This window comes from Kocuria rhizosphaerae (assembly GCF_044462265.1).
Lineage (GTDB): Bacteria > Actinomycetota > Actinomycetes > Actinomycetales > Micrococcaceae > Kocuria > Kocuria rhizosphaerae.
Map to the genome: position 1 here is coordinate 1 of NZ_JBISWL010000148.1, position 20,814 is coordinate 20,814.

The window sequence follows — 20,814 nt, forward strand, 5'->3', positions numbered from 1 at the left end:
CCGGACGGGGTGCGCCCGGGCGCGGTGCCGCCGACCCGGGGCGCGGTGCCGCCGAGCCGGGACGGGGCGCCGCGGAACCGGGGCGCGGTGCCGCCGAGCCCGGACGGGGCGCGCCACCGCGGGACATGCCCTGCTGGGACGCGAACGGGTTGTTGCCGGGGCGCGGGCCGGGGCTCGGCGCCCTGCCGCCCGGCGTCGCGGGCCGCTCCTGCGGGGCGGGCCGCTCGGGCGCGGCCGGCTGCTCGGTCCGCGCGGCCGGACGCTCGGGCGTCGCGGGCCTCTGCTCGGTGCGCTCCGGGGACGGCCTGCCGGCCCGGTCCGCGGACCGGGCGGCGGGCTTGGCCTCCGCGGGGCTCACGGGGGCCTCGGCGGCGGGCTTCGCCGCCGTTCCGGGCCGGGGCGCGGGGCGGCCGGGCTTCGACGGCGTGTCGGCGGGGCGGGACGCGGCGGACCGGTCCGCCTTCCCGGCGAACGCGGAACGCAGCTTCTTGGCGACGGGCGGTTCGACGGTCGAGGACGCACCTCGGACGAACTCACCCAGGTTCTGAAGCGTGGAAATCGCTTCCTTGGACGTTATTCCGAGCTCTTTCGCGAGCTCGTGAACGCGGGGCTTGGCCACTTCTCTCCTGTCTCGGTCCGCACCGAAACAGGCACGAACCACTTATTTTCCGTTGAGGCTCCCGGTGCGTCGGCCGTCGAGGACGGCGCGAGGGCGCGGGAGGCCGTCGGCAGAGCACAACGAAGCACTCATCGCTGGGCACTCATCGGTTTTCCATGGGTTCTCTGACTCGCTTTCCAGTTCTGACCCGCGCGGGGACGTGGTCCCCGGTCCCTCCGGACCGTGCGGGCTGCCGTCCGGGGACGGCTGTGGTCGGCACTCGTTCAGCGGGTCGCCGCGCCGTCCGCGAGGACAGCAGGGCTTCCAGCTCGGCGGCGACGGTCCCCGTGTCCACGGGTCCCCGGAACGCACGCCCGAAGGCGCGCCGGCGCAGGGCCGTGTCCAGGCACTCGCGGGAGAGGTGGAGCCAGGCTCCGCGACCGCCGAGGCGGCCGGTCCGGTCGACCACGGCCCTCGGGCCGTCGCCGGTCGTCTCGGTCGCCACGCGTACGAGCTGGTCAGGGTGTTCGGTGGTCCGGCATCCGATGCACGTCCGGCGGGAGTCTGCACTCACTCGCGTCGCACTCCTCGTCTCGCGCCGGGACGTCGGGAACGGCCCGTGCGGGCCGGGGACCGGCTCCGGACGAGGACCACCAACGGTCTGACCGCTGTCCAGTCTATCCCGGGGACCGCCCTGTGCCGAAACCGGCGGCGCGGAGGACCCCGGGAACGGCCGGGGTCCGGAGCCTCGCACCGCCGGGGCGGAGCGGCTCAGTCGCGCGCGGCGGGCTCCTGGCCCGACGGCGACCCGGCCCGGGAGTGCGGCCTCGCGCCGGTCCCGGCCTCGGACCCGGGCCTGGAGTCGGCCCGGGAATCGGCCTTGGACTCCGGGACGATGTCGATCCGCCAGCCGGTGAGCTTGGCGGCCAGGCGCGCGTTCTGCCCCTCCTTGCCGATGGCCAGGGAGAGCTGGGAGTCGGGCACGACCGCCCGGGAGGACCTGCCGCGCTCGTCGAGGACGGTGACCCGGGAGACCTTGGCCGGGGAGAGCGCGTTGGCGATGCAGCGGGCGGGGTCGTCCGACCAGTCGACGATGTCGATCTTCTCGTCGTGCAGCTCGTTCATCACCGCGCGGACGCGGGAGCCCATCTCGCCGATGCAGGCGCCCTTCGCGTTGATCCCCGACCGCGTGGCCCGCACGGCGATCTTCGTGCGGTGCCCGGCCTCGCGGGCGACGGCGGTGATCTCGACGGACCCGTCGGCGATCTCGGGCACCTCCATCTCGAACAGCCGGCGCACCAGGTCGGGGTGCGAGCGGGAGAGCGTGATGGACGGGCCCTTCATGCCGCGCTTGACCTCGACGACGAAGGCCCGGATCCGCGCCCCGTGCGGGTACGTCTCGCCCGGGGACTGCTCGTGCGGGGGCAGCACGCCCTCCACCGTGCCGAGGTCCACCTGGACCATGTGGGGGTTGTGCCCCTGCTGGATCTGCCCGGAGACGATCTCCCCCTCGCGGCCCTTGAAGTGGCCCAGCACGGCGTCGTCCTCGACGTCGCGCAGCCGCTGCAGGATGACCTGGCGGGCCGTGGAGGCGGCGATCCGGCCGAACCCGGCCGGGGTGTCGTCGAACTCCCCGACGGGGTTGCCCTCCTCGTCCAGTTCGGGGGCCCAGATGGTCACGTGGCCGGTCCTGCGCTCGATCTCGGCGCGCGCGCCGGCCTGCGCCCCGGCCGTCTTCTGGTAGGCCAGCAGCAGGGCCTGCTCGATCGTGGGGATGAGCAGGTCCACGGGGATGTCGCGCTCACGCTCCAGCAGTCGGAGTGTGCTCATATCGATGTCCATGTCCGGCCTTCCTCACCTGTCGACCCCTGGAGCGGATCAGTGCGCCGCCCTCGGGGCGGAGCGCTGCCGCGGGTCCTCGCGCACTGGTCGGTGCGCATCGTTGTGGTCGCGCTGTCGTCGTCGTCGCACTGCCGACCGCGGCGCCCGAGGGCGTCGCGGTGTCAACGGCACATCCTACACTCGCGTCCTCCGGCGGGCGCCCGCTCAGTCCGTGAACTCGACCTCCACCCTGGCCCGGCGCACCGACCCGAACGCCCAGTGCTCGGGCTCGAGCAGCTTGGGCGGCATGCCCTTCTTCGCCTGGTGGCTGCGCTGCAGGAGCACCCCGTCGTCCGAGACCTCGAGCAGCCGCGCCGTGAACTTCTCCCCCGCCACCGGCACCACCCGCACCAGGCGCCCGACCTGGCGCCGCCAGTGCCGCGGCTCCGAGAGCTCCCGCGTTGCCCCCGGCGAGGAGACCTCCAGTTCGTAGGTGGAGCCGGGGACGGGGTCGTGCCGGTCGAGCAGCTCGGAGACGGCCCGGGCGACCTCGGCGATCCGGTCGATGTCCACGCTCCCCGTGCTGTCCTCCGGCAGGTCCACGAGCACCTGCAGGACGAGCCCGGTCCCGCTCGGCCGGAGCGCGGCGTCCTCCAGGACGAGGCCCGCCCCGGCCACGACCGGGCCGATCAGCTCCGCCAGACGGCGGGGGTCCTCGGGGCTGCTGTGCTCGCTCACGGGCTCTCCTGGGGTCTCGGGGACGCGGGTCCTGCACATCCTATGCGGGCAGGGGCTCAGGCCCCGCGCAGGACGTCGACGCCGAGCTTGAGGATCAGCAGGGAGACCACGACGAGGAAGACGACCCGGATGAAGCGGCTGCCCCGGGCCACGGCCGTGCGGGCGCCGAGGTAGCCGCCCACCATGTTGGACAGCCCGAGCACCAGGCCGAGGCCCCACAGCACCGAGCCGTGGCCGAAGAAGAACACCAGCGCCCCCACGTTCGTGGCGAGGTTGACGATCTTCGCCTTGGCGCTGGCCGCGAGAAAGCTGTAGCCGAGCAGCGTGATCATGGCGATCACCAGGAAGGAGCCGGTGCCCGGGCCCATCACGCCGTCGTAGAAGCCGATGAGCGCACCGATGACCACGGCCGTCCCGTAGTGCCGGGCCCCGCGGTGGCGCAGCACGGTGAGCTGGCCGACGGTCGGCTGCGCCACGGTGAACAGCAGCACCGCCACGAGCGCCGCCAGGATGATCGGGCGGAACACCTCCGCGGGCAGCGACGCCGCCACGGCCGCGCCGCCGAAGCTGCCCGCCAGGGCGACGCCGGCCATGGGCAGCGCGGTGCGCAGGTCGGGGGACGTCCGCCGGTAGTAGGTGACCGCGCTCGTGGCGGTGCCGAACACGGATCCCATCTTGTTCGTCGCGAGCGCCTGGACCGGGCTGATCCCGGGCACCATGAGCACCACGGGAAGCTGCAGCAGGCCCCCACCGCCCACGACGGCGTCGATGAACCCCGCGGCGAGGCCGGCCGCGACCAGCAGGAGGACCACCTCGGGGCCGGTCTGCTCGAGGCCGGAGGCCCCGAGCCACGCCCCGACGTCGGGCACGAGGTCAGCCGCGCACGGCCGCGGCGACCGCCGCGGCGACGCCGTCCCGGGGCACGTCCTCGCTCGAGCCGCTCGCGCGGTCCTTGAGTTCGAGCAGCCCGTCCTTGAGACCCCGGCCGACCACGAGCACCGTGGGCACGCCCAGCAGCTCGGCGTCGCCGAACTTCACGCCCGGTGAGACCTTCGGCCGGTCGTCGAAGAGCACCTCCAGCCCCTCGGCCTCGAGCTCCGCGACGATCTTCTCGGCCTCCTCGAGCACCTCGGGGCCCTTGCCCGTGGCGACGACGTGGACGTCCGCGGGCGCCACCTGCCGGGGCCAGAGCAGCCCCCTGTCGTCGTGGTAGGCCTCGGCCAGGGCGGCCACCGCACGGGTGACGCCGACACCGTAGGAGCCCATGGTGACGGTGACGAGCTTGCCGTTGCGGTCCAAGACCCGCAGCCCCAGCGCCTCGGCGTACTTGCGGCCGAGCTGGAAGATGTGCCCCATCTCGATGCCGCGGGCCGCTTCGAGCGGCCCGGAGCCGTCCGGGGCGGGGTCACCGGGGAGCACCTCGGCGCACTCGAGCACGCCGTCCCAGGTGAAGTCGCGTCCGGCCGTGAGGTCGTAGACGTGCTTGCCGCCCACGTTCGCCCCGGTGACCCAGCGGGAACCGCGGACCACGCGGGGGTCGACGAAGTAGCTGATGCCGGTGCTGGACCGCTCGCCCAGCACGGCCTGGTCGAGGGCGAGGCCCGGGCCGATGTAGCCCTTGACCAGCAGCGGGCAGGTCCGCAGGTCCTGGTCGGTGGCCTGCTCCACGAGCAGCTCCCCGGCGACGTCGAGCACGTCGCCGAGGCCGGCCTGGATCCGCTTGATGTCCACGCCGCGGTCCCCGGGCAGACCGACGGCCACGAGCCGGCGCTCGCCGTCGGGCAGGACGGCGGCGAGGACCACGTTCTTGAGCGTGTCCGCTGCGGTCCAGGGGCCCTCGGGCCGGGGGTGGAGCTCGTTCGAGCGGTCCACGAGGGTCTCGATCGTGGGGCTGCCGGGAGTGTCGAGCACGCGGGCCTCGGGGGCCTCGGCGGGATCCCGCTCCTCGGGCACCACCGTGGTCACGGCCTCCACGTTGGCGGCGTAGCCGCCCGGCGAGTGCACGAAGGTGTCCTCGCCGATCTCGGTGGGGTGCAGGAACTCCTCGGAGCGGGACCCGCCCATCGCCCCGGACTGGGCGGAGACCGCGACGACGGGCAGCCCGAGACGCTCGAAGATCCGGACGTAGGCCTCGCGGTGCAGGTCGTAGGAGCGCTCGAGGCCGGCGTCGTCCACGTCGAAGGAGTAGGAGTCCTTCATCACGAACTCCCGGCCGCGGATCAGGCCCGCGCGCGGGCGCGCCTCGTCCCGGTACTTGGTCTGGATCTGGTAGAGGGTGACCGGCAGGTCCTTGTACGACGAGTACAGGTCCTTGACGAGGAGCGTGAACATCTCCTCGTGCGTGGGCGCCAGGAGGTAGTCGGCGTCCTTCCGGTCCCTGAGGCGGAACAGGTTCTCGCCGTACTCCGTCCAGCGGTTGGTGACCTCGTAGGGCTCCCGCGGCAGCAGCGCGGGGAAGTGCACCTCCTGGGCGCCGATGGCCGCCATCTCCTCGCGGACCACCTGCTCGACCTTCCCGAGCACCCTCAGCCCGATCGGCAGCCAGGTGTAGATGCCGGGGGCGGCCCGGCGGATGTAGCCGGCCCGGACGAGCAGCTTGTGACTGACCACCTCGGCGTCGACGGGGTCTTCGCGGAGGGTCCGCAGGAACAGGGAGGAGAGGCGCAGCGCCACGAGGGCTCCGTTTCTCCCGGGGAGCGCGGCGGGACGGTGCCGGGCCCGGGTCGTCGAGAGGGTGGCCGGCGCCGACGGCACCGGGGATTCCGGACAAATCTACACCCCTGCCGATGAGGCCGCGCCCGGACGGGCCCACCGGCACGGGCTCACAGGAGCACGGTGGCGAAGGTGCCGACACGCTCGAAGCCCACGTGCCGGTAGGTGGCCAGGGCACGGACGTTGTAGTCGTTGACGTAGAGGCTCACGACGGGCGTGCGCCGGCGTGCGAGCCGCACCGCGGCCGACATGCACGGCACCGCGAGCCCTCGACCCCGGTGGGCGGGGTCCACCCACACGCCCTGCACCTGGGAGACCCCCAGCGCGACCGAGCCGAGGTCCGCCTTGAAGAGGACCCTGCCGTCGTCGTCCGTGAGCACCAGGCACCGCCCGGCCTCCACGACCGCCCCGACCCGCTCGCGGTAGGCGCGCTCCCCGCCCGTGGTCGGGGAGTAGCCGACCTCCTCCTCGAACATGGCGGCGCTCGCGGGCAGCACCGCGGGGAGGTCCTCGACCGTCGCGATCCGCACGCCGGGGTGCGGGGCCGGGGCCGGGTCGTGGTCGATGGCCAGGAGCGGCTGGACGGGGCGGACGTCGAAGGGACGCGGCCACGACCGCTCGAGCCGGGCCCACAGGCCCAGGACGAGCTCGTCCGGGCCGAACACCGACGCGTGACGGGACCCTCCGGTCCTGCGCAGGTGCCGGCCGATCAGGTCGAGACCGCTCTCGTCGAGGGTCACGGGCACCACGTTGGTGCCGACCCAGCAGGCTCCGGTCAGCTCGCCGCCGGGCCCGGCCGTGCCCAGGACGGGAGGCACCCGGCTCGTGCCGCTCCCCCGGTAGGAGTCCACGTGCGCGGCGACGAACGCGTGCGCGACGGGGTCGGCCGCGAGCAGCCGGTCGAGCTGGGCGGGGTCCACCTCCCCCGCCGGCACCAGCCGGGGCGTGGCCCGGGGCTGCGTCCTCACCGGCACGTCACCACCCGTCAGCCGACGCTGACGACGGGGCTGCCCTCCGTGCTCTCCCCGTCGCCCTCGGCCTCCATCTCGGCGGCGATGCGGTTGGCCTCCGCCAGGAGGGTCTCCACGATGCGGTCCTCGGGGACGGTCTTCACGACCTCGCCCCTGACGAAGATCTGCCCCTTGCCGTTGCCCGAGGCGACGCCCAGGTCCGCCTCCCGCGCCTCGCCGGGGCCGTTGACGACGCAGCCCATCACGGCCACGCGCAGCGGGACGGTGAGACCCTCGAGGCCCGCGGTGACCTCGTCGGCCAGGCTGTAGACGTCCACCTGGGCGCGGCCGCACGAGGGGCAGGAGACGATCTCCAGCTTGCGGGGGCGCAGGCCCAGGGACTGCAGGATCTGGTTGCCGACCTTGACCTCCTCGACCGGCGGCGCGGAGAGGGAGACGCGGATGGTGTCGCCGATGCCCTGGGAGAGCAGGGCGCCGAACGCGGTCGCCGACTTGATGGTGCCCTGGAACGCCGGTCCCGCCTCGGTCACGCCCAGGTGCAGGGGCCAGTCCCCCCGCTCGGCGAGCAGCTGGTAGGCGCGGACCATGGTGACGGGGTCGTTGTGCTTGACGGAGATCTTGAAGTCGTGGAAGTCGTGCTCCTCGAACAGGGAGGCCTCCCAGACGGCGGACTCGACGAGCGCCTCGGGGGTGGCCCGGCCGAAGCGGTCCATGATGCGCTGGTCGAGGGACCCCGCGTTGACGCCGATGCGGATCGAGACGCCGGCGGCCTTGGCCGCACGGGAGATCTCGCCGACCTGGTCGTCGAACCGGCGGATGTTGCCGGGGTTCACGCGCACGCCCGCGCACCCGGCGTCGATGGCCGCGTACACGTACTTGGGCTGGAAGTGGATGTCCGCGATGACCGGGATCGGGGACTTCTTCGCGATGATCGGCAGGGCGTCGGCGTCGTCCTGGGACGGGCAGGCCACGCGGACGATGTCGCACCCGGCCGCGTTGAGCTCGGCGATCTGCTGCAGCGTCGCGTTGATCTCCGTCGTGGGGGTGGTCGTCATGGACTGCACGCTCACCGGCGAGTCGGACCCGACGCCCACGGAGCCGACCCGGATCTGCCGGGTCCTCCGGCGCGAGGAGAGGACGGGCTGGGGGGCGGCGGGCATGCCGAGGCTGACCGGGGTCACGGGGTTCCTCCGAGAAATCGAGGGCAGGAATCGAGAGCGGTGGCGGCCGGACCCGGTGCCGGGGTCCGTCGTCGGTTCCCATTGTGCCCCATGCCCGGGCGGCCGCCGTGGCCGTGGCGGAGCTCACGGTGCCGGCCGGTGCCGGGCGCGCGCCGGCGCCGGCCCGCTCAGAACAGCTGTACGGGCTTGACGATGTCCGCGTAGATCAGGAGCGCGGACATCCCGATCATCAGCACCGCCACCGCGTAGGTCACGGGCAGCAGGCGCGCGGGGTCGAAGGGCCCTGGATCGGGCCGGCCGAGCAGCCGGGAGGTCCCCCGCCGCAGCGCCTCCCACAGGGCCCCGGCCACGTGCCCGCCGTCCAGCGGCAGGAGGGGCAGGAGGTTGAACACGAACAGGGCGAGGTTCACGGAGCCGACGAGCCCGACGAGGGAGGCCGCCTTGTCGCGCAGGACGATCTCCTCGTGGGCGGCGATCTCCCCGGAGATCCGGCCGATCCCGACCACGGAGATCGGCCCGTCCGGGTCCCGCGGGCCCTCGCCGAAGGCCGCCTCTGCCACCTCGTAGATCCGCTGCGGCAGGTGCAGCACGACGCCGGCGATCCGGCCGAGCCCGTCGAGGACGGCCGCCGGCACCTCGGTGACCGGCTGCCGGACGGACTCGGTCGTGGGGCTGATGCCGATGAACCCGACCTTCTCGTAGCGCGGCGACCCGTCCTCCCCGGTCACCGCGGCGCCCCGGTCGTCGAGGACGGGCCGGGAGCTGAGGACAGGGGTGAGACCGGTCCGCACGCTCCGCCCGTCCCGCTCGACGACGACCGGGATCCGCTCCCCGGCCCGGTCGCGGATCCGGCCCGTGAGCTCGTCCCACGAGGCGACGGCGGCGCCGTCGACGGCCGTGACGACGTCGCCCGGGCGCAGCCCGGCCTCGTGGGCGGGCGCCCGGGGGTCCCCCGGGGCGCACTCGTCCTGACCGGCAGCCTGGCGCTCGGCGGGCACGACGCACTCGGCGACCCACGCGACGGTCGTCGTAGGGGTCGGCGTCCCGAAGCCGGTGAGCAGGACCGCGACGCACAGCGTGCCCAGCAGGAGGTTCATGAGGGGGCCGCCGAGCATGATCACGACACGCTTCCACACCGGCAGCCGGTAGAACACGCGGTGCTCGTCACCGGGGCCGATCTGCACCGCGGCCGCGCCGCGGGCCTCGGCGGCCAGCTGCTGGAAGACCCCGGTGCTCGCGGCGCGGGCGGGCACGCCGGAGCGGGCGGGCGGGTACATGCCGACCATCGAGATGTAGCCGCCCAGGGGGACGGCCTTGAGCCCGTACTCCGTCTCGCCCCGGCGGCGGGAGGCCACGGTGCGCCCGAAGCCGACCATGTACTGCGTGACGCGCACGCCGAAGAACTTGGCCGGCACCAGGTGGCCGATCTCGTGCAGGGCGATGGACACGGCGATCGCGGCGGCCGCGAGCAGCACACCGGCCAGGAACAGGGCCACGCCCATCCGTCGGACCGCCCGGGCTCGTGGGCCGCCCCCGGCGGACGCCGGGGGCGGGGGTCGGGGCCGCGCGGTGCGCGGCGAGCACCAGTCTGCACCATCCTCCCGGGCGGCACCTGGACGGGGACCCCGACCGTCGCGGGCACCCCCGGACGACGACGGCCGGCCGCTCCCGCTGGGGAGGGGCCGGCCGGCGCGGTCCGCGGGAACGGCCCGTCAGCGGCGCAGGATGCGGCGGGCCAGGTGGTTGCCCACGAACTGGACCAGCTGGACCAGGACCACGATGACCGCGACGGCGGCCCACGTGACCTCGTCGTTGAACCGCTGGTAGCCCAGGCGCAGGGCGAAGTCGCCGAGTCCGCCGGCGCCGATGGCGCCCGCCATCGCCGACATGTCGGTGATGCCGATGACGAGGAAGGTGTAGCCGAGCACCAGCGGCCCGAGCGCCTCGGGCAGGATCACGGTCGTGATGATCCGCCACCGCGAGACGCCCATGGAGCGGGCCGCCTCCACGACGCCGGGGTCCACGCCCATGAGGTTCTGCTCCACGATCCGGGCCACGGCGAACATCGCGCCGATCGTCATGGCGAAGATCGCCGCGTTGGGCCCGAGCCGGGTTCCCACGACGTTCTGGGTGAGGGGCCCGAGCGCCGCGAGCAGGATGATGAACGGGATCGGGCGGACGAAGTTCACGACGACGTTGAGCGACGTGTACACCGCCCGGTTCTCCAGGATGTTGCCGCGGCGGGTGACGTAGAGCCCCACGCCGACCAGCAGGCCGAGCACCCCGGCCAGCAGGAGCGTCGCGGCGACCATGTACAGGGTCTCCCCCAGTGCGCTGAGCAGCTGGGGACCGAGGACGGTCCAGTCGTTGTTCACGCCGCCACCTCCCGCACGGTCGTGACGCGGGCGAGCTCGTCGACCACGTCCTGCACGGCCGCCTCGGGGCCCGTCAGCTCGAAGGTGAGCGAGCCGAAGGACTGCTCCTGCAGGACGCTGATCCCGCCGTAGGCGATGGTGAAGCGCACGCCGAGCGCCGCGCCGTCGGAGAGCGCTCCGCCGATGTCCACGCCGTCGCCGACGTCCACGATGACCAGGCGTCCCCGGTGGGCCCGGCGCAGCCGCTCGACCTCCCGCTCGTCGGGGACCGTGTGCAGCACGGAGGAGACGAAACGCCGGGCGGTCTCGGTGCGGGGCCGCGCGAAGATGTCCACGGTCGGCCCGTCCTCCAGGACCTTCCCGCCCTGCATGACGGCGACCCGGTCCGCGATCGCGCGCACCACGTCCATCTCGTGGGTGATGAGCACGATCGTGATGCCCAGCTCCCGGTTGGCGCGCTGCAGCACCTGCAGCACCTCCTGGGTGGTCTCCGGGTCCAGGGCGGAGGTGGACTCGTCGGCCAGGAGCAGCTCGGGGCTGGTCGCCAGCGCCCGGGCGATGCCCACGCGCTGCTTCTGGCCGCCGGAGAGCTGCTCCGGGTAGCTGCCCGCGTGCGCCGAGAGGCCCACGAACTCCAGCAGCTCCGCCACGCGGGCCCGGCGCCGGTCCTTGTCCCACCCCGCCCGCTTGAGCGGGTACTCGACGTTGCCCGCCACCGTGCGGGAGGTGAACAGGTTGAACTGCTGGAAGATCATGCCGATGTCCCGGCGGACCGGAGCCAGCTCCGTCTCGCTGCGACCGGCCACCTCGAACCCGCCCACGGTCAGCGAGCCGCTGGTGACCGGCTCGAGGCCGTTGATCAGGCGCACCAGGGTGGACTTGCCGGCCCCGGAGTAGCCGATGACGCCGAAGATCTCGCCGCGGCGCACCTCCAGGCTGACGTCGTCGACCGCCACCACGTCGCGCGCCGCACGGCCCGTTCCGGTCCGGAACACCTTGGAGACGTTGCGGAAGGCGACGAGGACCTCGCCCGGGCGGCCGGAGCGCGACGGCGCGGCGGAGGCCGCCGCGCTCACTGCTGCTGGTCCTTCAGCTCCTGCTGGTACCGCTCGGTCAGCTCGCGCAGTTCCTCCTGCTCCAGCTGCAGCGGCACGGCGGTGCCACGGGTCTCCTCCAGCTCGGCGTCGACGACGGGCTGCTCGTGGTAGAGGTCGGCGACCTGCTTCAGCGTCTCGTCGTCGGCCAGCTCCTCGGTGGTGGTGAAGAGGTTGACGTAGACCCGGGAGCCCTCGGACTCGGGGTCGTCCTGGGCCAGCGCCGACTCCGGGTCGATGTCCGCCCGCGAGAGGAAGTCGTTGTTGATGATCGACCCGGCCACCGAGTCGAGCGAGAGCACGGTCTGCTCTGCGGAGACGGGCGTGACCCGCACCGTCGAGGCCTCGGTGTCGACGTCGAGCTCCGAGGGGATCAGCGTGTCGTTCTTGAGCTCGACCAGGCCGGCCGACTCGAGCACGAGCAGGGCGCGGGAGAGGTTCACGGCGTCGTTGGGCACGGCGATCTCGTCCCCCTCCTGGAACTGCTCCACGGAGTCGTACTCGTTCGAGTAGAGGCCCAGCGGGTAGATCGAGGTCGAGCCGATCGGGGTGATGCTTCCCCCGGCGGAGTTGTTGTAGTCCGCGAGGAACGGGATGTGCTGGAACCAGGTCATGTCCACGTCCCCGGACTCCGTGGCGGGGTTGGGCTGGTTGTAGTCGGAGAAGTCGACGTACTCGACGGTGATGCCCTGCTCCTCCGCGAGCGTCTTGAGGGCCTCGTGGGTCGGGTCGGTGCCGACGACGCCGATGCTGACCTTGCCGTCGGCGAGGGCGCCCTCACCGGCCTGCTCGGTCGAGCCGCCGCAGGCGGTCAGCGTCAGGCCGAGGGTCGTGGTCAGGGCGAGGAGGGGGAGGCGCTGCGATCGCATGTCTGCCTTTCCGGAAGGTCCGTAGGGTGTCGGAGGTGGTCCCGGCCGGGTTCGGCGGGTCGGGCACGGGCCTCGACGCGCCGGACGGCGCGGAGCGGTCGAACCGTACTTGCCGCCGGCTGCGTCGCCGAACCGTGGCCGGATGGTCATCTGGGGCACCCCACTACGGGAGAGGGTTGCCGCCCAGCCAGCCAGAGCTTCGCGCTGGGACTCGTCATCCGCCGGACACACTACCACGCGGCGGGGCCCTCCCGGTCAGCGTCCGAGGACCTCCTGGGCCCGCCGCCGTGCCCACCGCTCGGCGTCCAGGACGGCCTCGAGGTCGAGCGGGCCGGCGTCGTCGTGCTGCTCGAGGACGTCCCGGACGGTGTCCACGATCGCCGGGAAGCGGATGCGCCCCGCGTGGAAGGCGTGCACCGCCTCCTCGTTGGCCGCGTTGAACACGGCCGGGAACGTGCCGCCGCGCTCCCCCGCCGCCTTGATCAGGTCCACGGCCGGGAACGCGTCCCGGTCCAGCGGCTCGAAGGTCCACTCCGTGGCCCGGGTCCAGTCGCACGGGAGGCCCGCACCGGGCACCCGGTGCGGCCACGCGAGGCCGAGGGCGATCGGCAGGCGCATGTCCGGCGGCGAGGCCTGGGCCAGGGTCGATCCGTCGACGAACTGGACCATGGAGTGGACCACGGACTGCGGGTGGACCACCACGTCGATCCGCTCGAGCGGCACGTCGAAGAGCAGATGGGCCTCGAGCACCTCGAGGGCCTTGTTGACCATGGTCGCGGAGTTGGTCGTGACCATCGGGCCCATGTCCCACGTGGGGTGGCGCAGGGCCTCCTCCGGGGTGACCGCGGCCAGCTCGGCCCCCGAGCGGCCGCGGAACGGCCCGCCCGAGGCCGTCAGCACGAGGCGGTCGACCTCGGCGGCGGTGCCGCCGCGCAGCGCCTGGGCCAGGGCCGAGTGCTCCGAGTCCACCGGGATCAGCGCGTCGGGGTCGCCCGTGGCCGCCGCCGCGGCACGCACGAGCGGGCCCCCCGCGACGAGCGACTCCTTGTTCGCCAGCGCCAGCTTGTGCCCCGCGCCCAGGGCGGCCAGCGTCGGGGCGAGGCCGATCGAGCCGGTGATGCCGTTGAGCACGAGGTCCGCCCCGGGGTGGGCGGCGGCCGTCGACGCCGCGTCCGGCCCGTGCTCGATCTCGGGGCGGTAGCCTCCGGCCCCGGCCGCCCGGGCCCGCTCGCCGATCAGCCGGCTCAGCTCCGCGGCGTCCGCGGCCGTCCCGCTCGTGGCCACGAGCCCGGCGCGGGTCGACACGGCCTGCGCGGCCAGCAGCGGCAGGTGCCGCCGGCCCGCGGCCAGGGCGACCACCGTGAAGGGCGCAGCGCCGTCGAGCTCCGCCGCGGCCCGCACGACGTCGAGGGCCTGGGTGCCGATCGAGCCCGTGGAGCCGAGGACACTGATCCGGCGCGGTCCCGCCGCGGCCAGAGCCCGCAGCTCCGGGGTCGGGCGGGTGCGGGTCGGGGCTGCGGGGGACGTCATGGTCCCAGTATCCCCCAGCGCTCACCCCGTACCCGCTCCCCCGGTCGGCGCCGGCAAAGGCCGAGGCCCCGTCCACCGTTGCCGGTGGACGGGGCCTCGGGTTCCGCCAGGACGCCGGTCAGTGGGCGTGGCCCTTGCGGCCGGTGACGAGCCCCCAGATGAAGAGGACGATCAGCGCGCCGCCGATGGCGAGGAGCCAGGTCGAGAGCGAGAAGAACGTGCTGATGTCGACGCCGAACAGGGCGGATCCGATGAAGCCGCCCAGCAGCGCGCCCACGATGCCGAGGATCATGGTGACGATGATCCCGCCACCCTGGTTGCCCGGCATGATGAGCTTCGCGATCGCGCCGGCGATGAGGCCGAGGATGATCCAACCGAGAATTCCCATGATTGCTCCTTATCCGTCCCGGGAGGGACTTTCATTGTAGGCAACCGGAGAGTTGCCCAGGAATACCCTGAGCCCGGTTTCGTCTCCACCCTACTGCTCCGTCAGCCCCCTGTCTTTCTGTGGCGTGCACCCGGGTGTGTCCCCGCCGGGAACGGAACGGCCCGCCCGACGCGGTTGCGCCGGGCGGGCCGTGGATCGTCCCAGGTGGGACGGGATCAGGCGCCGTCAGTGGGCGACGGGCTTCTCCGCACCGATCCCGGTGAGGGAACGCACCTCCATCTCCGACTGCTTGACCGGGTCCTCCAGACGGCGCTCCGTCATGGAGCCGATGAAACCGAGGAGGAAGGAGGCCGGGATCGAGACGATCCCCGGGTTCGTCAGCGGGAACCACGCGAAGTCGGCCGTCGGGATCATCGAGGTCTCGGCCCCGGACATCACCGGGGAGAAGACGATGAGGCCCACCGAGATGAGCAGACCGCCGTACATGGACCACACGGCGCCGCGGGTCGTGAACCGCCGCCAGTACAGGGAGTACAGGATGGTCGGCAGGTTGGCCGAGGCCGCGACCGCGAAGGCCAGGGCCACGAGGAACGCCACGTTCTGCCCCTGCGCGCCGATGCCGCCGAGGATGGAGACGACGCCGATGACCACGACCGTGGTCTTGGCGACCCGGAGCTCCTTGCGGGGATCGGAGTTCCCCTTCTTGATCACGCTCGTGTAGATGTCGTGGGCGAAGGAGGCCGAGGCGGTGATGGCCAGGCCCGCCACGACGGCGAGGATCGTGGCGAACGCCACGGCCGCGATGAGGCCCATCAGGAGGGACCCGCCGAGCTCGAAGGCCAGCAGCGGCGCCGCGGAGTTCACGCCGCCGGGCGCCGACTCGATGCGATCCGCCCCGATCAGGGCCGCCGCCCCGAAGCCGAGGATGAGGGTGAAGAGGTAGAACAGGCCGATCAGGGCGATCGCCCAGACGACCGACGTGCGGGCCTCCTTGGCGGTGGGCACCGTGTAGAAGCGCATCAGCACGTGCGGCAGGCCGGCGGCGCCGAAGACCAGGGCGAGACCCAGGGAGATGAAGTCCAGCTTGCTGGTCTCGCTCACCCCGTACTTCAGACCGGGCTCGAGGATCGCGGGGTTGCCGGAGACGGCCACGGCATCGCCGAGCAGGGAGGAGAAGTTGAAGCCGTACAGGGCCAGGATCCACACGGTCATGACGGCCACGCCGGTGACCAGCAGGACCGCCTTGATGATCTGCACGTACGTCGTGCCCTTCATGCCACCCACGAGGACGTAGGTGATCATGACGACGCCCACGACCACGATGACGAGCGACTGCCCCACGGTGGAGCTGATCCCGAGCAGCAGCGACACGAGGGCGCCCGCGCCGGCCATCTGCGCCAGCAGGTAGAACGCGGAGACGGCCAGGGTCGAGATCGAGGCGGCCACGCGCACGGGGCGCTGCCGCAGCCGGAAGGACAGCACGTCCGCCATGGTGAACTTGCCGGTGTTGCGCAGGAGCTCGGCGATCAGCAGGAGCGCCACGAGCCAGGCCACGAGGAAGCCGATCGAGTAGAGGAACCCGTCGTAGCCCTGGAGGGCGATCGCGCCGACGATGCCCAGGAAGGACGCCGCGGAGAGGTAGTCACCCGCGATGGCCAGCCCGTTCTGCGTGCCGCTGAAGCCGCGGCCGCCGGCGTAGTAGTCGGCCGCCGTGGCGGTCGACTTGGACGCCCGGAGCACGATCACCATCGTGACGACGACGAACGCGCTGAAGATGGAGATGTTGATCCACGGCGTGCCGACGGTCTCGGCGGCACCGGTCGCCATGGGCACGAGCGCGGGGAGCGGAAGCTGCATCGGTCAGTTCTCCTGTCCGTGGACGTCGCCGGGGATCTGGGTCTGGGGCTCGAGACGTTCCCGGATGGCCGTGGCCTTGGGGTCCAGCTTGCGGTTGGCGAAGGACACGTAGGCGCCCGTGATCGCGAAGGTCGTGACGAACTGGAGCAGTCCCAGGACCACCCCGAGGTTCATGTTGCCGACGACCTGGATGGCGAAGAGCTGCGGCACGTACATGGCGAGCACGACGTACAGCAGGTACCAGACCAGGAAGGCGACGGCGAGCGGGAAGACGAAGCCGCGGTGGGTCCTCCGCAGCTCCTGGAACTCGGGTGACCGCTGAGCGGCCGGGAAGTCGACGCCGGAGACGAGGTCGTCGGCGTCGACCGGTGGCTGATGAGACATGGGCTACCTCCTCGTGTGATTCAGACCACAGTAAGTCTTTGTATGCAGAGAGGCAAGGAGAAATGCCGAAAAGCCCAGTTTTCGCGCTCTTCTGCCCAATCGGATCGGAAATCTGGACGTTGTGCTGTCCAAGATGTATACACAGCCGGTTCCGCTGGGCTCAGCGGAGGGCGAGGAGGAGCTCCACCGCCCGGTCCAGGAACGCGTCGACCTGATGCTCCTCGTAGCCCAGCTCCCCCTGCGCGGAGGGGAAGACGGCGTGCCGCAGCTCGGCCGCGTCGAGGGCCGCGCCGTCGTCCAGCCGCTCCGTGAGCCGCTCGCAGAGCACGTCCACGTGGGCGACCGAGTACCCCCGGGCCCTCGTCCGCGACGGGTGCCGGAAGCGCTGCGTGCGCGGGCGGGCCAGACGCCCGCGCACCAGCTCCTCGAGCCCCTCCACGTGCCGCCGCCACGCCGCGGGCCCGCCGGTGCGGAGGACCTGTTCGTGCTCGGCCGCGGCCAGGGCGTCCTCTGCCGCCTCCAGCGCCTCGTCGACGGCCTCCGCCCGGTATCCGCCACGGGCACCCGAGAACACGGCGGCGCGCACCTGGGCGCTGGTCACGACCCGGGAGCCGGTGCCCGCGGGTCGGGCGCCCCCGAGGGCGGCCTCCACCTCGGAGAGGAAGGCGTCCACCTCGGCGACGTCGTAGCCCACCGCCCCGGGGGCGGAGCGCGGGAACCGCCGCCCGGGCGGGCGGGGGGCTGGGCTCTCGGTGCTCATGGCGGGGCGGTCCTGGGGGTACGGCTCAGGCGCTCGCGGCGAACAGCGCGAAGAGCAGGTACCCGGCGGGGATGGCGAAGAGGACGGAGTCGATCCGGTCCATGACGCCGCCGTGGCCGGGCAGCAGGGTCCCCATGTCCTTGATGCCCAGCTCGCGCTTGACCATGGATTCGGCGAAGTCGCCGAGGGTCGCGGTCAGGACGATGACGAGGGCCAGGAGCACGCCCTCCCACCAGGTGTGGTCCAGCAGGAGCACGGCGCAGAGGACGCCGATCAGCACGGACCCGCCGAGGGACCCGGCGAAACCCTCCCAGGACTTCTTCGGGCTGATCCTCGGGGCCATGGGGTGCCTGCCCCAGATGACGCCCACCGCGTACCCGCAGGTGTCGGACCCCACGGCGAGGAGGATCACGGTGAGCACCTTGAGCGCCCCCGCGTCCGTGCGGTACAGCAGCAGCGCCATGCTGAGCAGGAAGCCGACCCAGCCCAGGGCGAAGACGGAGCCCATGATCGACAGGATCATCCCCTCCCGCGCGCCCAGCGCCCGCCACACGACCACGAGGGTCACGCCCACGCCCACGGCGATCATGAGCGCCTCTCCGCCGCCCGCGAACGCGGAGAGGGGCATCAGCACCCCGGCGATCACCGCCGGAACGCGGGGAATGGTGATCCCACGGAAGCGCAGGGACCGTCCGACCTCCCAGACGCCGATGCCGACCGCCGCCCCGGCGAACAGCGCGAGGACCACGGGCTGGACGAACAGCCCCACCAGGAGGGTGCCGATGAGCACCGCGGCGACGCCCACGGCGGCCGGCAGGTTCCGCCCGGCGCGTGAGGGCGCGGTGTGCCGGCGCTGCGGCCGCCGGCGCCCTCCCGCGGGACGGGCCGGCGCCGGATCCGTTCCACGACGTGAGGAGAAGGCCTCCCCGGCGGTTCCCGGGGAAGCCTTCGTCTCCTGGTGCGGGCGTCGCGGGTGCGGCATCAGACCTGCAGCAGCTCCGCTTCCTTGTTCTTGAGCATCTCGTCGACCTGGTCGATGTGCTTCTTCGTGACCGAGTCGAGGTCCTTCTCGGCGCGCTTGCCCTCGTCCTCGCCGATGTCGCCGTCCTTGACGGCCTTCTCGATCAGGTCCTTGGCGTGCCGGCGGATGTTGCGCACGGACACCCGCGCCTCCTCGGCCTTGTGCCCCACGACCTTGACGTACTCCTTGCGGCGCTCCTGCGTCAGCTCCGGCATGACCACGCGGATGACGTTGCCGTCGTTGGCGGGGTTGGCGCCGACGTCCGAGTTGCGCAGGGCCTTCTCGATGTCGTTGAGCGCCGACCGGTCGTACGGGGTGATGAGCAGGGTGCGCGCCTCGGGGTTCTGGAAGGAGGCCAGCTGCTGCAGCGGCGTGGGCGTCCCGTAGTACTCGACCAGCAGACCCGAGAAGAGCGACGGGTTCGCGCGCCCGGTGCGCACGGCGGAGAAGTCGTCCTTGGCCCCGTCCACGGCCTTGGCCATCTTGGTCTTCGCTTCGGACATGATGTCTGAGATCACGTAGGGGCTCCTTCGTCGGGTCGCACGGAGTCCTCCGCGCGGGGTCGGGTCGGCCGGGCCCGACACCGGAGGGCGTCCGTCCCGGCCGTGCTGGGCACAGTCTAGCGCCGGGGAGCCCGTGGCCAGGTCAGGCCGTGACGAGGGTGCCGATCTGCTCCCCGAGGATGGCCCGCGTGACGTTGCCCTCGCCCTCCATGCCGAAGACACGCATGGTCACGTCGTTGTCGCGGCACAGGCTGAACGCGGTCTGGTCCATGACCCGGATGTCCCGGGCCAGGGCTTCGTCGTAGGTCAGGGCGGAGAGCCGCTGGGCGTCCGGGTCGATCCTCGGGTCGGCCGTGTAGACCCCGTCGACGCCGTTCTTCGCCATGAGGACCTCGTCGGCGTGCACCTCCAGGGCGCGCTGGGCCGCGACGGTGTCGGTGGAGAAGTAGGGCAGACCGGCGCCCGCCCCGAAGATCACCACGCGGTCCTTCTCCATGTGGCGGATGGCCCGGCGCGGGATGTAGGCCTCGGCCACCTGCTCCATCTTGATCGCGGACTGCACGCGGGTGTCCACCCCGCACTGCTCGAGGAAGTCCTGCAGGGCCAGGCAGTTCATGACCGTGCCCAGCATCCCCATGTAGTCGGCCCGGGAGCGGTCCATGCCGGCGTGGGAGAGCTCCGCGCCGCGGAAGAAGTTGCCGCCGCCGACGACGATGGCCGTCTCGACGCGGCCGACGGTGGCGGCGATCTGCTCGGCCATGTCGCGGACCACACGCGTGTCCACCCCGATGGAGCCGCCGCCGAACACCTCGCCCGAGAGCTTCAGCAGCACCCGGCGGCGACCGGGCTCGATCCTCGGGTCCCTGCTCAGGCGCAGGGCCTCGTCCTGGATCTCGGACGCAGAAGTGGTGGCCATGGTTCCTCCCGGCGACGACGGTGCAACGTGGACGGGCACGGCCGCGCGGGGGTGCTGGCGGTGCGGACCGGGCCTCCCTCAGCATACCGAACGCTCGCGGCCGCTCCGGCCGTCAGGACGCCCCGCACGGACGTCGCCGCAGGCCAGCGGCGCCTTCTCGAGGTGGAACGACGGAGGGAGGCGACCCTGCCGAGCAGGGTCGCCTCCCTCCGCGCGGAACGGGACCGGTCAGGCGCCGACCCGGAAGCGGGCGAACGCAGTGGCGGTCGCGCCGGCCTCCTCGAGCACCTTGCCGATGGTCCGCTTCGAGTCCTTGGCGAAGTCCTGGTCGAGCAGGACGACGTCCTTGAAGTAGCCCTTGAGCCGGCCGGTGATGATGTTCGGGATGATCTTCTCCGGCTTGCCCTCGGCGCGGGCGGTCTCCTCGGCCACGCGCTTCTCGGACTCGACCGTCTCGGCCGGGACGTCCTCCTGGGAGAGGAACGTGGGGGACATCGCGGCGATGTGCACCGCGACGTCGTGGGCGACCTGACCCGCATCGGCGCCGGACACGGCGAGGAGCACGCCGACCTGGGCCGGGAGGTCCTTGGAGGTCTTGTGCAGGTAGACGGCCACGTTCTCGCCCTCCACGCGGGCGATGCGGCGGACGACGACCTTCTCGCCGAGCAGCGCCCCGGTCTCGGTGACGAGCTCGGAGACCGGCTTGCCGTCGACCTCGGCCTCCAGCAGCGCCTCGAGGGTCGCCGCGTCCGCGGCCACGGCCGCCTCGAGGACCTTGTTGCCGAACTCGACGAACGGGGTGGACTTGGCCACGAAGTCGGTCTCCGAGTTGACCTCGACCATGTAGCCGACGGTGCCCTGGACCCGGGCGGCCACGAGGCCCTCGGCCGTGGCGCGGCCCTCGCGCTTGGTGACGCCCTTGAGGCCCTTGACGCGGATGATCTCCTGCGCCTTCTGCAGGTCGCCGTCGGCCTCGTCGAGCGCCTTCTTGACGTCGAGCATGCCGGCGCCGGTGCGTTCGCGCAGGGCCTTGATGTCAGCGGCGGTGTAGTTCGCCATGGGAACTCCTCACGTAGTCGGTGGTGCCGGCCGGGGC

At 72.6% G+C, this 20,814-nt stretch carries 21 protein-coding genes and 1 riboswitch; all 21 genes read right to left on the reverse strand.

Going from position 1 to position 20,814, the window contains the following annotated elements; translation table 11 throughout:
• A partial coding sequence (locus tag ACH9EU_RS17675; RefSeq protein ID WP_396415217.1) for a translation initiation factor IF-2 N-terminal domain-containing protein occupies nucleotides 1-619 on the reverse strand: 619 nt, incomplete at its 3' end.
• A 142-nt stretch (nucleotides 620-761) separates the two neighbouring features.
• Nucleotides 762-1,352, reverse strand: a complete 591-nt coding sequence (locus tag ACH9EU_RS17680; RefSeq protein WP_396415218.1) for a DUF448 domain-containing protein — start codon at nucleotides 1,350-1,352, stop codon at nucleotides 762-764.
• 17 nt (nucleotides 1,353-1,369) lie between these two features.
• Nucleotides 1,370-2,440: a transcription termination factor NusA gene (gene nusA / locus ACH9EU_RS17685; protein WP_396415219.1), complete on the reverse strand. Its 1,071-nt coding sequence runs from the start codon at nucleotides 2,438-2,440 to the stop codon at nucleotides 1,370-1,372.
• A 204-nt stretch (nucleotides 2,441-2,644) separates the two neighbouring features.
• Nucleotides 2,645-3,157, reverse strand: coding sequence for a ribosome maturation factor RimP (locus tag ACH9EU_RS17690; protein WP_396415220.1), 513 nt, complete (start codon nucleotides 3,155-3,157; stop codon nucleotides 2,645-2,647).
• Nucleotides 3,158-3,213: 56 nt separating this feature from the next.
• Nucleotides 3,214-4,026: a TSUP family transporter gene (locus ACH9EU_RS17695; protein ID WP_396415221.1), complete on the reverse strand. Its 813-nt coding sequence runs from the start codon at nucleotides 4,024-4,026 to the stop codon at nucleotides 3,214-3,216.
• A 4-nt stretch (nucleotides 4,027-4,030) separates the two neighbouring features.
• Complete coding sequence (locus ACH9EU_RS17700) at nucleotides 4,031-5,830, reverse strand: proline--tRNA ligase (protein ID WP_396415222.1); 1,800 nt, start codon at nucleotides 5,828-5,830, stop codon at nucleotides 4,031-4,033.
• A gap of 149 nt (nucleotides 5,831-5,979) precedes the next feature.
• On the reverse strand, nucleotides 5,980-6,837 hold the full coding sequence (locus tag ACH9EU_RS17705) for a GNAT family N-acetyltransferase (RefSeq protein ID WP_396415223.1): 858 nt from the start codon (nucleotides 6,835-6,837) through the stop codon (nucleotides 5,980-5,982).
• 17 nt (nucleotides 6,838-6,854) lie between these two features.
• Entirely contained in the window at nucleotides 6,855-8,021 is a 1,167-nt protein-coding gene (gene ispG / locus ACH9EU_RS17710; RefSeq protein ID WP_396415224.1) for a flavodoxin-dependent (E)-4-hydroxy-3-methylbut-2-enyl-diphosphate synthase, read from the reverse strand.
• A gap of 167 nt (nucleotides 8,022-8,188) precedes the next feature.
• Complete coding sequence (locus ACH9EU_RS17715) at nucleotides 8,189-9,523, reverse strand: site-2 protease family protein (protein WP_396415225.1); 1,335 nt, start codon at nucleotides 9,521-9,523, stop codon at nucleotides 8,189-8,191.
• A gap of 210 nt (nucleotides 9,524-9,733) precedes the next feature.
• A complete protein-coding gene (locus tag ACH9EU_RS17720; protein WP_396415237.1) occupies nucleotides 9,734-10,333 on the reverse strand; it encodes an ABC transporter permease subunit in 600 nt (199 codons plus the stop codon).
• 59 nt (nucleotides 10,334-10,392) lie between these two features.
• On the reverse strand, nucleotides 10,393-11,472 hold the full coding sequence (locus tag ACH9EU_RS17725; RefSeq protein ID WP_396415226.1) for an ATP-binding cassette domain-containing protein: 1,080 nt from the start codon (nucleotides 11,470-11,472) through the stop codon (nucleotides 10,393-10,395).
• Nucleotides 11,469-12,359, reverse strand: coding sequence for a MetQ/NlpA family ABC transporter substrate-binding protein (locus ACH9EU_RS17730; protein WP_396415227.1), 891 nt, complete (start codon nucleotides 12,357-12,359; stop codon nucleotides 11,469-11,471). The genes ACH9EU_RS17725 and ACH9EU_RS17730 overlap by 4 nt, the downstream gene beginning before the upstream one ends.
• 100 nt (nucleotides 12,360-12,459) lie before the next feature.
• A riboswitch (SAM riboswitch) is annotated at nucleotides 12,460-12,578 on the reverse strand.
• Between the two features lie 36 nt (nucleotides 12,579-12,614).
• Nucleotides 12,615-13,889, reverse strand: a complete 1,275-nt coding sequence (gene dxr, locus ACH9EU_RS17735; protein WP_396415228.1) for a 1-deoxy-D-xylulose-5-phosphate reductoisomerase — start codon at nucleotides 13,887-13,889, stop codon at nucleotides 12,615-12,617.
• 118 nt (nucleotides 13,890-14,007) lie between these two features.
• Nucleotides 14,008-14,277, reverse strand: a complete 270-nt coding sequence (locus ACH9EU_RS17740; RefSeq protein ID WP_396415229.1) for a GlsB/YeaQ/YmgE family stress response membrane protein — start codon at nucleotides 14,275-14,277, stop codon at nucleotides 14,008-14,010.
• A 225-nt stretch (nucleotides 14,278-14,502) separates the two neighbouring features.
• Complete coding sequence (locus tag ACH9EU_RS17745; protein WP_396415230.1) at nucleotides 14,503-16,134, reverse strand: sodium:solute symporter family transporter; 1,632 nt, start codon at nucleotides 16,132-16,134, stop codon at nucleotides 14,503-14,505.
• A gap of 3 nt (nucleotides 16,135-16,137) precedes the next feature.
• Nucleotides 16,138-16,518 carry a DUF485 domain-containing protein gene (locus ACH9EU_RS17750; RefSeq protein ID WP_396415231.1) on the reverse strand — a complete coding sequence of 127 codons (381 nt, stop codon included), beginning with the start codon at nucleotides 16,516-16,518 and terminating at the stop codon, nucleotides 16,138-16,140.
• A gap of 160 nt (nucleotides 16,519-16,678) precedes the next feature.
• A complete protein-coding gene (locus ACH9EU_RS17755) occupies nucleotides 16,679-17,278 on the reverse strand; it encodes a DivIVA domain-containing protein (RefSeq protein ID WP_396415232.1) in 600 nt (199 codons plus the stop codon).
• A 25-nt stretch (nucleotides 17,279-17,303) separates the two neighbouring features.
• Nucleotides 17,304-18,260 carry a phosphatidate cytidylyltransferase gene (locus ACH9EU_RS17760; protein WP_396415233.1) on the reverse strand — a complete coding sequence of 319 codons (957 nt, stop codon included), beginning with the start codon at nucleotides 18,258-18,260 and terminating at the stop codon, nucleotides 17,304-17,306.
• Nucleotides 18,260-18,817 carry a ribosome recycling factor gene (gene frr / locus ACH9EU_RS17765; RefSeq protein WP_396415234.1) on the reverse strand — a complete coding sequence of 186 codons (558 nt, stop codon included), beginning with the start codon at nucleotides 18,815-18,817 and terminating at the stop codon, nucleotides 18,260-18,262. The genes ACH9EU_RS17760 and frr overlap by 1 nt, the downstream gene beginning before the upstream one ends.
• 127 nt (nucleotides 18,818-18,944) lie before the next feature.
• A complete protein-coding gene (pyrH, locus tag ACH9EU_RS17770) occupies nucleotides 18,945-19,718 on the reverse strand; it encodes a UMP kinase (protein ID WP_396415235.1) in 774 nt (257 codons plus the stop codon).
• Between the two features lie 228 nt (nucleotides 19,719-19,946).
• Nucleotides 19,947-20,777 carry a translation elongation factor Ts gene (gene tsf / locus ACH9EU_RS17775; RefSeq protein WP_396415236.1) on the reverse strand — a complete coding sequence of 277 codons (831 nt, stop codon included), beginning with the start codon at nucleotides 20,775-20,777 and terminating at the stop codon, nucleotides 19,947-19,949.
• Nucleotides 20,778-20,814: the final 37 nt, after the last annotated feature.